The sequence below is a fragment of the Alphaproteobacteria bacterium genome (assembly GCA_037146715.1).
Lineage (GTDB): Bacteria > Pseudomonadota > Alphaproteobacteria > UBA7879 > UBA5542 > JBAWWO01.
Genome location: JBAWWO010000019.1, coordinates 1 through 13,501 on the forward strand (window position 1 = coordinate 1; position 13,501 = coordinate 13,501).

Consider the following 13,501-nt stretch of genomic DNA (forward strand, 5'->3'; position numbering starts at 1 on the left):
CCAACAAGCTGCTGACTTAGCTGCTCAACAATTAGCTGACCAACAAGCTGCTGACCAACAAGCTGCTGACTTAGCCGCTCAACAATTAGCTGACCAACAAGCTGCTGACTTAGCTGCTCAACAATTAGCTGACCGTATAGCTCGTTAAGCTGCTGAACGTGATGCTCAACAATTTGCATCAGCAAGAAATGCGCTTGCACTCGTATTAGCATCTCCCATTCCCCAAAAAGTTGAAGGGGAATCTGAGCGAGCTGCGCAACTGAGAGTCGGAAGAGAACACCTACTCCTCAAGGCTACCAATTTATTGGCAGCTAGCAACTCAAATGTAAAGCCACCGCTTGAAGAGATGACAAGTACGTTCAACTCGCTACAGAGAGTCACTCTGGAGCTTATAAGAGTTTTGCAGGAAGCCCCACCAGCCCCACAAGCTCGCCCGGCAGCTGCTGCACCAGCTGATGGTGAGCCTGAAGCAGCGGTCCGCGCAACTCCGGCTCCGGCAGGATTTGACTATGTCGCTAAAACACCGACTTTACGGGAAATTGCTGACTGCTATAAAGCCCATAAAGACTGGGGAAAGTATATAAAAAAAGCTGATACAGCTCTTGGAACGGCTTTGAAAGAAGGTAAAATAGAAAAACCCTTTAGAGACCTCTATAATCTGGTTGCTTCAGCGGGAGCAAGGAACATAGATGATCTATGCCCACCAGAACCAGTGAAATCCATTAAGAAGAAGAAGTAATATTCTTCCCTTAAAAAGCCCCCTCTCCCGTCAAAAGGGTCAGGGGGCTTTTTATATAGCTATAGCTAGATTACTTTAAAGGATACAAGGCACGAGGGACGACACCTAGTAAAACCTAGGTTAGAAACGAGTAACGACGTACTCCTTTTATAAGGAATCAGCTATACAATGGCTTCTTTTCAGCTTGACCAATAGAGCCAGGCTCATTATAGTGCATTTATTCTTGGGGCATTTAGCTCAGTCGGTAGAGCATCTGACTTTTAATCAGGGGGTCGCAGGTTCGAATCCTGCAATGCCCACCAAGTTTTTATATTTGCCTGTAGATGACAGAATCTGTCTGCCCTCACAGGCACAGCCCAATGAAGTGCATCTTACACCCCATACAAACTAACGAATTTCCTACCCAGATCCTTCATAGGAAAATTCGCAGTTGCAAAAAGGCTAGGTTTCTACCCGGAGAATTTACCGCTACGAGGGAATCCCTCTGGCACCATCCGCCCTACTCCTGCGCGACGACCCAGCCAGGGGGTCATATCGGCCAAGGTGAAATTCTGGGTTTTTCTCATCCAGCTCAGGCCTTTGTCTTTGTTGAATAGTTTCAGATCCATCAGGCCGCCACCCACATACTTCTGCAGAATCACACCCCTACCCTTTTGCATTTCGGGAATTTCTTCCAAAGTAAAAATCAATAGACGGCGGTTTTCCCCCACTAAGGCTGCATGGGTTCCTTGTACAGGCCACACAGACTGAACCCGCACGGGATCTGGCACCACCATAATTTGTTTGCCATTTTTCGTTTGGGCCACCACATCGCTGGCCTTTACAATGAATCCACGGCCATCGGTTGAGGCCATCAGAATTTTGCTCTCTGCCTGAGAATCGTAGACCATCATAGCTAAAATAGACTGGTCTTGCTCTAAATCAATAAACAGTCGCAAAGGCTCCCCAAAACCACGACCGCCGGGCAGTTGATGGGCGGGAATCGTATACACCCGTCCACTGTCAGCAAACAACAAAATCTTATCTGTTGTTTCCGCGAGCAGTGTCAAGTGAGGTCCATCGCCCTCTTTATACTTAAGATCCGCCCCTTGCGTATGCCCCTTGAGCGCCCTGATCCAACCCTTCTCGGACAGGTTGATGGTCAGGGGTTCTTTCTCAATCATCGCTTCAACCGCAATGCTGGCCAGATCTGTTTCGACCTGATCAAACCGGGTGCGGCGTTTTCCTAGCTTATGGGCAAAACCAAACTGTTTCCGAATAGATTCAACTTCACCCTTAATAAAGGCCCATTGGGCTTCTTTTTTAGATAGAAGCTCTTCCAGGCCTTTTAGTTCCTTGCTAAGCAAATCATGCTCTTTACGCAACTCAATTTCTTCCAGCCGCCGCAAAGACCTAAGGCGCATATTCAGAATAGATTCTGCCTGCATATCCGTTAGGTTCCACTTGGTCATCATCAGGGGTTTTGGGTTGTCTTCTTCCCGAATCAGATGAATGACTTCATCCAAATTCAGATAGGCAATTAGGTAGCCTTCTAAAATTTCCAGTCGTTTTCTTATTTCTTGGGCTCTATACCTACTGCGGCGATCCAACACAATCAACCGGTGCGCCAAAAAGGACTGCATGACTTCTTTCAAGTTCATGACCATGGGCACGTTGTTCTTGTCGAGCACATTCATGTTGAGTGAAATTCTAGATTCCAGGTCAGTCATTTTATACAGACTTTCCATCAACATCTTGGGGTCAACCGAACGGCTTTTTGGGGTCAGCACAATGCGAATATCTTCCGCCGATTCGTCTTGTACATCGGCTAGCATCATGTTCTTTTTGGTGATGACAATATCGGCCAGTTTTTCAATCAGGCGACTTTTTTGAATCTGGTAGGGAATTTCCGTAATAACAATTTGGTAAACCCCATTATGGAGGCTTTCAATTTCATAAGCCGCCCGCACCCGAAAACTTCCCCGCCCCGTTTCATAGGCCAACCGCAAGGTTTCAGGGCTTTCAACAATGGTCCCCCCTGTGGGCAAATCGGGGCCCTTCACAAACTGCAACAAATCAGCCACTGAAGCCTCTGGCTTTTCAATAAGATGGGTCAGAGCTTGGCAGATTTCTTCAACATTATGGGGGGGGATGCTGGTCGCCATCCCCACGGCAATTCCTTCAGATCCGTTGGCCAACAGGTTCGGGAATTTTCCGGGAAGAACAATGGGTTCTTCAAATTCCCCATCATAGTTTTTGCGAAAATCAACCGTATCCTGGCCAATATCTTCCAGCAACGCCTCGGCCACATCCGTCAGGCGTGCTTCTGTGTACCGCATGGCCGCCGCGTTATCGCCATCAATATTGCCAAAATTCCCCTGGCCTTCGATCAGGGGATAGCGCAAAGAAAAATCCTGGGCCAAGCGCACCAAAGTATGATACACGGCCACATCCCCATGGGGATGGTATTTACCGACCACGTCTCCCACAATACGGGCGCATTTCTTGGGGGAAGATCCAGGATCCAGCTTGAGTTCCCGCATAGCAAAAATCAACCGACGGTGTACGGGCTTCAATCCATCGCGCACATCTGGCAAAGACCGGGCCATAATGGTGGACAGAGCATAGGAGAGATACCTAGACCCCAAAGCCTCTTTAAACAAAACTGATTTAATATTTTCTGTCATTCAATAATACTGTCAGTTGATCCCGTTGTTCAAAAACCATTGTTAATTTATCTGTTTTAAAATGCTTCTCTAAAAAATACCCTGTTAAAACTAACCCATCTTTAAGGTCTTGCATAGTACATGGTGCATTTTCATGCAAAAAAGGGGGTAATTTCAACAGTTTTTTTTCATAGGGCTCCGCAACAGAGGCGCAAACTGCCCTTCCTGTGTTGGGGGAAACATGAGTTAGCCCTTGTTGAACATTTGTTACGGCACATTTTGTAAAATCAAGCCCGAAGCCCATTTCTTTCAGAAACTCTATTTCGAATTTAACATAAGCTTCTAAAAATTGAGGTGTTTTAAGTCTTTCCAAAAATGTCACAAACTGAACATATAGGTTGGGATAGGGATGCCCCTCGGGAAGGATCTTATGAATTAGATTGCAGATTTCTTCCAACATAATCAATTTAAGCCGATCATCTAAAATAAAAGAAAAAACTTGCTGCAAAACCTCTAATTTCCATTCCCCCAAATGTTCCTGCAGACGGGCCTTCCACGCTGCATCCACTCGATTTCCCATTTGAAGGATAGATCTGTTTTTTGAGGCCTGTGCATTCCTAAAAATACCGGCCCTCAGCCCATGATCCGCCGTGAAGATAAAAACGAGAGCGTTTTTTTCTCCATGATTTTTAGCACCAACAATCACCCCTTGGGTTACCCAGTTTGTCATAGTTTTCCTTGTCTTGCGTCCTTGCGAGAAGGGCCAGCGGCCCGACGAAGCAATCCAGCTTCCTTTTTTCCGTGCTACATGGCGTTTCTCCATGGTTGCTCTGCAACAGCTGGATCGCCACGCCCCTGTGGGGCTCGCGACGACGGAAAATGGAGCGTTTCGCGAAGTAATCGGCCAAAAGGCTAAGCTTTGCGCCGGCGGCGGCGATATTGGAATAAGGATAATACCCCCACAATCAGAAGGGCAACCCCAAAGGCCAGATATTTTCTGTAACGATCGAAATCTTCCACTAGATTCTCAAGAGCCAAAGCTGAGGAGTACCCGAAGTACACAACAATCGTTGCCCAGATAAGGGATGAAATGCTGACCAGAACTGCATAGCGATAAAACTTAACGGGGCTATTCCCAATCACCAAAGGAGTCACAGTACGAATGCCATAAACGAAGCGGAATCCCAGAATAAAATAGGTATTATACTTTAAAATATAGGAAATAATTTTTTCAATTTTATGGAAGATTTTTGGGTTTCTCTCAAAGAATTTTTGACCCACAAAACGCCCTACAAAAAACAGAGCATTGTCATGCAGAACGGCCCCCAGGAAGGCAATTAGAATCACCAGATGCACTTGCATAAGGCCGTAATAGGCGGCAGCACCGGCCAGAATAAGCACAGTTTCCCCCTCAACCAGGGCTCCAATAATCACAATCCAATACTGGTATTTTTGCAAAAGTGCCATCCAGAAAGCAGGCTCAAATAGCCCAACAACATAGCTGCCCATGCTATGAAAAAATTCTGATATCCAAGAAAAAGAGTGACTAATTATTTCCATAGTTTTTTTATGACATGCCTACAAAAAAAATACAAGGCTATCTCCCAATAATACCTTGCATAAATCGTGTGGTTTTCATACTCTAGGAAAATCATGAGCATTCTTAAAAAATTCTTATTTACTGTATTCTTTCCTTATCTTGCCCTGTCTTTTGGCAATGATTTTATGAAAAAGGGGTTTTCTGAGGTTGGCGAAAGCGTTATGCCTGCCATCGTCAGTGTAGCGGTGATTTCAACTGTCAATGACACAGACGCCTTGAAAGCGCGTTTGCTGTATATGCTGCAAAGCCCCAGAAAAGATCTGTTTGGTCAGGCAATCATCAATGGCCCCCGGAAAGTGGGTGGCACAGGATCCGGCTTCATCATTGACCCCCGGGGGTACATTGTCACCAACTATCACGTAGTGGAAGATGCTATCAGCATTAAGGTTTTAATGAATGATGAAACGATTCTAAAGGCAGAGTTGGTGGGGTATGATCCCGGCACAGATTTAGCCGTCATAAAGGTTGACTCTAAAAAAAGACTACCCGCTTTAAGATGGGCAGACTCCAACAAAATTAAAATCGGACAATGGGTCATGGCCTTAGGAAATCCCTATGGGTTGGGGCCAACATTGACAAGCGGGGTCATTTCTTCATCAGCCAGAAACCTGGATAATCCTCAAGTCCATTTTGAAAGTGCCCAGTTGATTCATAACTTCATTCAAACGGATGCCGCCATTAACCGAGGCAATTCCGGAGGACCATTGGTGGATGTTCATGGAAGCGTAGTGGGGGTTAACTTTGCGATTGTAACGTCCTCAGGTGGCAGTGATGGTATAGGTTTGGCTATTCCTGCCAATATGGCCAAAAAAATCACCAACAATATCATCAATTATGGCCGTATTAAGCGGGCATGGCTAGGCGTGGCCGTTCAGGCTGTTACCAAAGAAATCGGCCAAAATTTGGGACTTGAAAATCCCCGTGGTGCCATTATTACAACCACCACGGAAGGGGGCCCTTCAGAAAGTGCTGGCCTTAAATCTGGAGATATTATTCTGTCAATTGAAGGCAAACTTATTAAGGACGCTGCCGATGTAAGACGCATTATTGGAGAGCTCTCCGTAGGGCAAACCATTTCCGTTGAAGTGTGGCGTGACAAAAAATCTCTCAAAGTAAAAGCTAAATTGGACGAATTCCAAAGTCACGAAGATTACAAAAAAACCATGAAGTCCTCAAAAATAGACTTAAAAGAACATGTGGTCGTTGATGCCTTTGATTTTGGCGTCACCTCTTTAACAGCCCAGTTCCGCCAAAGATTCGGCGCAGAAAATCCAAAGATTCAGGGTGTTGTGATCTCAGATTTAAAAGACGGCGGATGGGCCATGAAACATGGTCTGGCCGTTGGGGACATTATTATGGAAGTGAACAGGACGAGCGTTTCTACCATACAGGGCTTTAAAGAAAGCCTAGAAAGTGGTTTGAAGGCTAAAAAACCCCTGTTGCTTCTGATTTACAAAATGGGTATGAAATTCTTTGTGGGCCTTGATAAAAAAGCCGTGGAAGAGGGCTTGTAAGAGGTTTTAAAAATTGAGGCCGAGTTCTTGATAGATGTACGGTCTATCTTTCCACTTCTCATCCACCCTTACATGCAGCATAAGGTGTACGGGGGTTCCTAAAAATTTACTGATGGAGTGGCGAGCGGATTCACCGATGGCTTTAATTTTCTGCCCTTGCTTGCCCAGAATGATGCCTTTATAGCCTTCGCGCTCAACCAGAATTGTTTGAACGATTTTGATACTTTTATTGCGGAATTTTTCCCAGGCTTCTGTTTCAACTGTAATCCCATAGGGGATTTCTTCATGCAGATGATGCATCAGAGCTTCCCGAGTAAACTCGGCCGCAATAACCCGTTCTGACAAATCTGACAACTGGTCTTCAGGGTAGAACCATGGGGATTCAGGCATATTATCCAGCAAGAATCTTTCAAGCTCTTCCAGGCCATCTTTTTTCTTAGCAGAAATCATAAAAACCTTTTGAAAAAGACCTGTATCATATAACTCTTTGCCCCGCACAAGCAGTTTGGTTTTGTCGGGCACTAGATCTATTTTGTTTAAAACCAGTAGACATTTTTTGTCAGAGCTTTTAATGCGCTCCATAATAACCGCCAGATCCTCTTTAAAAGAATCTCGGGATGCATCCACAATCATCAGAATAAGATTTGATTCCAAAGCCGCCTGCCAAGCGGTTTCCACCATAGCTTTTTCCAGACGTGACTTTGGATTCACAAAAATCCCCGGCGTATCCATCAACACAACCTGGCTTTCATCTTTTGTGTGAATGCCCGCTATGCGGCACCGAGTTGTCTGCGACTTATGGCAAACAATTGATATTTTGGTGCCCAAAAGAGCATTCAACAAAGTCGACTTGCCCGCGTTAGGGGCGCCAATTAAAGCAACAAATCCAAATTTCTTCACAAATTTTCCTTAGGTGTTAAATGGGGCGTTAAACGGGCCATCATTTTTCCAGCGGCCTCTTGTTCTGCCTGTCGTTTCGAATAACCCTGCCCAATTTCAGGTTCATGACCGGTAATTTTCACCTGCACCGTAAAAAAAGGTGCATGGGCAGGTCCTTGGATATCACGAACAGAGTATTGAGGCAAGGATTTTCCCCGTTTTTGCAAATATTCCTGCAGGGCAGTTTTAGCATCCAGTTCTTCCATATGATCCACTTCTTCAAATAGAAAACTCCAGGCTTCTAAGATAAAAGCTTTAGCGGCTTCTAATCCTCCATCCGTATAGATGGCCCCAATCAAGGCCTCACATCCATCTCCCAAAATAGAAAGATTGTGACGGCCTCCGGATACTTCTTCACTTTCGGCCATTTGAACCACTTTGCCTAAATTAATTCTTTCCCCTACTTTGGCTAAGGATTCACGCCGCACCAAATTACTCAGCTGCTTTGAAAGCACCCCTTCATGTTCGGCTGGGTACCGTTGCAAAAGATAGTCCGCAATGATTAGGCCCAGAACCCGATCCCCCAAAAATTCACATCGTTGGTAAAAAGAAGGCCCCTCAAAAGGTAAACTGGGATGCCGCAAAACGCGAGCCAGAGTATCTGGATTTTTGAATTGGTAATTGATCTGAAGAGTTTTAGAATCCATCTTATTCTGGGGATGAGAAGAATCGTTTGAACCGGATAATATGATGCAAATCCCATACCTTGTACAAGGACCAAATGCTTGAATCGAAAGACATCATGATAAACATCATGGGCCCAATAAAGTAATCTCTATGCACATATCCTAATTTCTGGAAACGACTGTCATCTGATCTGTTCCGGTTGTCCCCCATCATGAAATAGTGATCTTCTGGCACAGTAAATTCTTCAGTATTATCACCCATCTCAAGTCCTTCAACAGAATACCTTAAAATTTTATGCTTCTTTCCGTTAGGCAAGGTCTCAACAAATTGGGGAATGGCCTGCATATACCCTAAGGACGTCCGCTCTGTATAGTCCTCAAGACGCTCTTGAGGGCAGGCACCGCCGTTAATATATAAAACCCCCTGTTTAACTTGAATTTTGTCACCAGGACGACCAATCAACCGTTTAATCCAGTATTCTGATGTATCCCCAGGGAATCGAAAAACCATAATTTCTCCAACAGGAGGTTCTTTGAATAGAACACGTCCGGGCACAAGGGGCAGACTGAAAGGAAAGGAATGACGACTATAGCCGTACTTCCAAGAACTCACCCACAAATAATCCCCCACCAGCATGGTTGGATACATAGATTCAGACGGTATTTTAAAAGGCTGCATCACTAAACTGCGCACCGCAAGGGCCACAAAAATCGCAAAGATCAGCTCTCCAATGGCCTTCCAAGCTTTGCGTTTATCTTGTAAAGAAACCCCTAAAAAGCTTTCAAAAAGTTTTAAAATTTTGTGTGTTATTTTATCCATTCTTTTTCCATTTCAAGTTGATATCACCACAAAGGCCTGAGCCAAAGGGTGCTCATCTGCCAAACTAAGATGTACAGTAAACTCCTCTGTTCCAAACTTTTCCTTTAAGGCATGTTCCAATTTTTTATCAAGAGTAATCAACGGCTTACCCTTATCATCATTTGTAACACAAATATTTAAAAAAGTAATGTCCTGTCGAAAGCCCAATCCGCAAGCTTTAACAAAAGCCTCTTTTGCTGCAAACCGTTTCGCAACAAAACTGGCTTGCAGTTTTAAAGTACCATATTTTTTCCCCTGTTGTATTTCTGACTCAACACACACAAATCTTAAAAATCTAGGGCCAAAGCGCTCTAGCAATCTTTCGATGCGGCGAATATCAACAAGATCTGTTCCAATGCCTAAAATCATTTAGGGCCTGTCCACTAAATGAATCATTTCATGGGCCCGTAAGGACGCAATGATCGTATCAAGTTGCTGAATGTCTTTCACATTAACATCAATCAGAAAGTCAAAAAAATCCACATGGCGGCGAGTCAGTTTTAAATTGAAAATATTTCCCCCATGATTGCCAATAATAGTTGCCAAGGTCCCCAAACTTCCTGCTTTATTCTGTAAGGTAACAAAAAGACGCCCCACATAAATTTCATCTTTTGTATCGCCCCAAGATACCTCCAAAAGGCGATCTGGGCTTTCGTCAAATTCTTTGACTAATTCGCATGTTGACAGATGGATAGTGACACCCTTTCCAGCTGTAATAATCCCTGTGATTTTTTCGCCCGGCAAAGGGTGACAGCACCCGGCATAATGGATCGCCATGCCCGGAATCAATCCTCGAATAGCCACACGGTTTCGGGTTGTTTTTTTAACTTTTTCTCCCTCTTCTACCTGAGGTTTACTCTCTGATGCTTCTGGACTAATAAAAGACACCACATCTGAAATTGCAATAAGATTTTCCCCAAGACACATACATAAATCTTCCACGGTTTCTAAATGAAAATGCTGGGCCGCTGTGCTTAGAACTTCATCTTCAAAGGCAATATTACGATTTTCAAGCTCTTTTAAAAGAATCGATTTTCCAAGATTAATAAATTGAGACCGTCTCTTTGATTTTACAAAGCGCCGAATGCTAGCCTTAGCTTTGCCTGTAACCACAAAACGCTCCCAAGTTGGGGAAGGAACCTGCTGGACTGAGGTGATAATTTCAACCTGATCTCCATTCTTCAGTTCACTTCTTAAGGGCATTAACTTGCCGTTAATTTTAGCCTCTTTACATCGATTTCCAATATCCGCGTTCAGAGCATAGGCAAAATCTACAACAGTTGCCCCCTTTGGCAAATCAACCAAATCCCCATGGGGCGTAAAACAAAAAACCTGATCCTGAAACATTTCAAGTTTTGTATTTTCTAAGAATTCTGCAGACCCAGAGGTTTGCTCTAAAACATCCAAAAGCCCCCGCACCCACCTGTACTGAGTGCCTTCTTTCAAGGGAACTTTTTGCTTATATTGCCAGTGGGCTGCAATACCATATTCGGCAATTTCCTGCATTCCAAACGTACGGATTTGTATTTCAATTTGCCGTTGATTTGGCGCAATAACATGGGTATGAAGAGATTGATAGTTATTAGGTTTTGGGGTTGAAATATAGTCCTTAAACTTGCCAGGAATCACAAAATACTCGCTATGAATAAGCCCCAAAGATTGGTAACAATCAGCAACTGACCCAACCAAGACACGAAAAGCAACAATGTCGGAAAGCTGCTCAAAACTAACGTTTTTCTGCTGCATTTTTCGCCAAATGGCATAAATCTTTTTTTGGCGACCGCTGATAGTTGCCTTGACCCCTCCCCTTTCTAAAATATTTTCCAAATCGCTAATGACAAGAGAGTTCGTATTGGGATCTGATTTACACAATTGTTCTATACGAGTCTTAATGCTGCCATACGCTTGAGGATTTAATTGGGCAAATGAGAGTTCTTGTAATTCTTCTTGGATAATATTCAACCCAATTCTTTGGGCCAAAGGCGCATAAATTTCCAAGGTTTCCAGGGCAATACGCCGACGACTAGTTTCCAGAAGCAAATGATGAATGGTGCGCATATTATGCAGACGGTCCGCCATTTTGATCAATAAAACACGGATGTCATCAGCAACTGCCAGAACAAATTTTCTGAAATTTTCTGCTTGTTTACTAACTGTTGATTGAAATTCGATACGGGCTAATTTGGTCACCCCCTGAACAAGTTTTTGAACTTCCTCTCCAAAGAGTTTTCGGATATCTTCCGATGTGGCTGATGTATCTTCCACTGTGTCATGTAACATCCCGGCAATAATCGACGCCATATCCACTTTCAAATCAGCTAAGATTTCAACAACTTCTAGGGGGTGTGAAATATAAGGGTCTCCCGATGCTCTTTTTTGCCCCTCATGGTGTTGGCGTGCGAAGTCATAGGCCCTAGCCAAATCTTTCAGATCTGCCTGGGGGTTATACCCTAATATTTTTTGTCCTAGTGCTTCAATCCTATCCTGCATAGCTAACTTATATAATCAAAAGGGGCCTTAAGGCCCCTTTTGTAATTTATTATTTTTATAAATTTTTCATTACAAACTCGAAAGGTCCTCTTCCGAAACATCTGCATCACTTTCCTGAATATCTATTTCCGTTAATTCCTCGTCTAAACTTTCCGTCACAGACAAGTCATCTTCTCTTAGCTCTTCCTCTATATTACCACCTTCGGATCCATGAAGCCAGTGACTTTCCTCAGCCAACATCTCATCCAATAGGGGGCTTCCTTCTTCTTCATCCTGTTCTGAATGTTTTTGCAAGCCTTTAACGGTTGCATCTCTTAGTTTCTGAACAGAAACAGTGCCTTCGGCAATTTCGCGCAAAGCAATGACTGAGTTTTTGTCATTATCACGATCCACTGTAAGTGGGGACCCCGTGGTAATCTCCTGTACTCTCTGTACAGAGAAAAGAACAAGTTCAAAGGGGTTAGGCACTTTTAATATGCAATCTTCAATCGTTACGCGAGCCATTATATAATCCTTAAGAAAATTTGAAATAAGTTACAAGTAATAATGGTATAACTATCTTTAAGTCATTATGCAAATGAAAAATTGATTAATGTCAGAAATTCTTATATAAAAGGCCAATGAAAATTGTCTTGATCAGTAATGCCGCAAGTTTAGAAGAATTCTGTCTGCAAGCCCAAAAAGAATCTTGTATTGGGGTTGATACAGAGTTTTGCCGTATCACCACCTATTGGCCCCAAATTCGTTTAGTTCAAATCGCCACAAGCGATACAATTGCATTAATAGACCCTCTTAGCCTGGAAAATTTGGACCCCTTAAAAACCCTATTTTATGATGAAAAAATCCTAAAGATATTTCATGCGGCCCGGCAAGATTTGGAAATATTCTTCTATCTATGGGGGCAAATTCCTGGCCCCATCGCCGATACCCAGCTTTTAGCTTGCCTTTGTGGGTATGGGGAAAGTATTTCATATGAAAAACTGGTAAAATCTGTCTTGGGCAAAACAATTAACAAGAATGTTTCCTATACAGAATGGGATCAACGGCCCCTAACGGAACACCAAATTTCCTATGCTGCGGCTGATGTTCGTCACTTGGAAACACTGTACACTCAATTAAGCAAAAGAGCTGGAAACAAGATTTCGTGGATTCAAGAAGAAATGGATACTCTAGAGTCGCCCACAACCTATAAACATCTACCGGAAAACGGCTGGAAGCGCATAAAAATTACTTTTCCAAATTCAAACCCTCAATTTTGGGCAAATCTTAAAGGTCTTGCTGCTTGGCGGGAAGAACTAGCCCAAAAAACCGATACAGTTCGCAGCCGTATTTTGAAAGATGATGTTTTGAAAGACCTGGCAAGGAAAGATCCCCTTTCAGTACAAGATTTAGAGCGCGCCCTTCCGCATGATAAAAAGAATATGGCTACCTCTATTTTGGAGCAGATAGCCCAGTGCGGGGCTATTACCCCTCCCTTTTCTTCAAAAGATCTTAAAAATCCCTGCAAAATAGACCTATTGAAAATTCTGTTGAAACAAGTGGCTGATGATCATAATATACCTTCAAGGCTAATTGCGTCACAGCAAGAGTTAGAAAATTTTGTCCATAATCCAAAAAAACATCTTGTGACAACCGGATGGCGCGGTGAAATTTTTGGACAAGAGGCCCTGGCTATATTACACGGCAAAAAAGCTATAGGCCTGAAAAAAGACAAAATACACATGTTTAATGTTCTTGAGTTGGAAGAGGTAGAATGAACGGTTTAACCAGATTTCTTTTTATGGTAGCAGCGCTTATCTTAGGGTATCTGATTGCACGGTATGAACAGGGCTCAACACGGCTTTATTCCATTGCTGCGGCCCAGGGGCACTTTTCTCAAGAAACGTCTCCTAGCCCCATCCCTTTGGTCACCTATACCTTTGAAATGCGCGATTTAGACAAAAAATACCCTTACATTTCTGATGAAACTCCCCACGCCATCAAACATACGGAGTTAACTCATTTGTTTGAATACTGGCAACAAAACAAGGAACACGTCCTCAATGGAATTCTTTGCTTTAAAAGCAATAACATAATTCATAAAAAATGG

13 protein-coding genes and 1 tRNA gene are annotated in these 13,501 nt (G+C 43.4%); 5 read left to right on the plus strand and 9 right to left on the minus strand.

Translation table 11 applies throughout. The annotated features are described in order from the left end of the window. The first annotated feature begins 346 nt into the window (after window positions 1-346). On the plus strand, window positions 347-739 hold the full coding sequence (locus tag WCG05_05265) for a hypothetical protein (GenBank protein ID MEI8321394.1): 393 nt from the start codon (window positions 347-349) through the stop codon (window positions 737-739). Window positions 740-965: 226 nt separating this feature from the next. Beyond that, window positions 966-1,041: transfer RNA gene (locus tag WCG05_05270), tRNA-Lys, on the plus strand. 147 nt (window positions 1,042-1,188) lie between these two features. On the opposite strand, the gene parC is transcribed toward WCG05_05270, so the two are convergent. The 3 genes from parC to WCG05_05285 form a co-directional block, all read right to left on the minus strand. Continuing rightward, entirely contained in the window at window positions 1,189-3,405 is a 2,217-nt protein-coding gene (parC, locus tag WCG05_05275) for a DNA topoisomerase IV subunit A (GenBank protein MEI8321395.1), read from the minus strand. Further along, the gene (gene recO / locus WCG05_05280) at window positions 3,389-4,114 is read right to left on the minus strand and encodes a DNA repair protein RecO (GenBank protein MEI8321396.1); all 726 of its coding nucleotides are present in this window, start codon (window positions 4,112-4,114) and stop codon (window positions 3,389-3,391) included. The genes parC and recO overlap by 17 nt, the downstream gene beginning before the upstream one ends. 182 nt (window positions 4,115-4,296) lie before the next feature. Further along, window positions 4,297-4,944, minus strand: a complete 648-nt coding sequence (locus WCG05_05285) for a DedA family protein (GenBank protein MEI8321397.1) — start codon at window positions 4,942-4,944, stop codon at window positions 4,297-4,299. A gap of 93 nt (window positions 4,945-5,037) precedes the next feature. Here WCG05_05285 and WCG05_05290 point away from each other — a divergent pair, with 93 nt between their 5' ends. Further along, window positions 5,038-6,498, plus strand: coding sequence for a Do family serine endopeptidase (locus WCG05_05290; protein ID MEI8321398.1), 1,461 nt, complete (start codon window positions 5,038-5,040; stop codon window positions 6,496-6,498). Window positions 6,499-6,504: 6 nt separating this feature from the next. Here the strand turns inward: WCG05_05290 and era are convergent, their stop codons facing one another. From era to rpoZ, 6 genes are all read right to left on the minus strand, one after another. After that, window positions 6,505-7,398 carry a GTPase Era gene (gene era, locus WCG05_05295; protein ID MEI8321399.1) on the minus strand — a complete coding sequence of 298 codons (894 nt, stop codon included), beginning with the start codon at window positions 7,396-7,398 and terminating at the stop codon, window positions 6,505-6,507. Continuing rightward, the gene (gene rnc, locus WCG05_05300; protein ID MEI8321400.1) at window positions 7,395-8,084 is read right to left on the minus strand and encodes a ribonuclease III; all 690 of its coding nucleotides are present in this window, start codon (window positions 8,082-8,084) and stop codon (window positions 7,395-7,397) included. Before rnc ends, era begins: the two co-directional genes overlap by 4 nt. A gap of 1 nt (window position 8,085) precedes the next feature. Beyond that, entirely contained in the window at window positions 8,086-8,883 is a 798-nt protein-coding gene (gene lepB / locus WCG05_05305) for a signal peptidase I (GenBank protein ID MEI8321401.1), read from the minus strand. 12 nt (window positions 8,884-8,895) lie between these two features. Continuing rightward, entirely contained in the window at window positions 8,896-9,291 is a 396-nt protein-coding gene (gene acpS, locus WCG05_05310) for a holo-ACP synthase (GenBank protein ID MEI8321402.1), read from the minus strand. After that, window positions 9,292-11,412, minus strand: a complete 2,121-nt coding sequence (locus tag WCG05_05315) for a bifunctional (p)ppGpp synthetase/guanosine-3',5'-bis(diphosphate) 3'-pyrophosphohydrolase (protein ID MEI8321403.1) — start codon at window positions 11,410-11,412, stop codon at window positions 9,292-9,294. It lies immediately after the preceding gene. 69 nt (window positions 11,413-11,481) lie between these two features. Next, a complete protein-coding gene (gene rpoZ / locus WCG05_05320) occupies window positions 11,482-11,916 on the minus strand; it encodes a DNA-directed RNA polymerase subunit omega (protein MEI8321404.1) in 435 nt (144 codons plus the stop codon). 116 nt (window positions 11,917-12,032) lie between these two features. On the opposite strand from rpoZ, the gene rnd reads away from it, so the two are divergent. Next, window positions 12,033-13,169 (plus strand): ribonuclease D, encoded by a 1,137-nt coding sequence (rnd, locus tag WCG05_05325; GenBank protein MEI8321405.1) that lies wholly within the window; start codon window positions 12,033-12,035, stop codon window positions 13,167-13,169. After that, the coding region (locus WCG05_05330; GenBank protein ID MEI8321406.1) for a hypothetical protein at window positions 13,166-13,501 on the plus strand (336 nt) is incomplete at its 3' end. The genes rnd and WCG05_05330, both read left to right, overlap by 4 nt.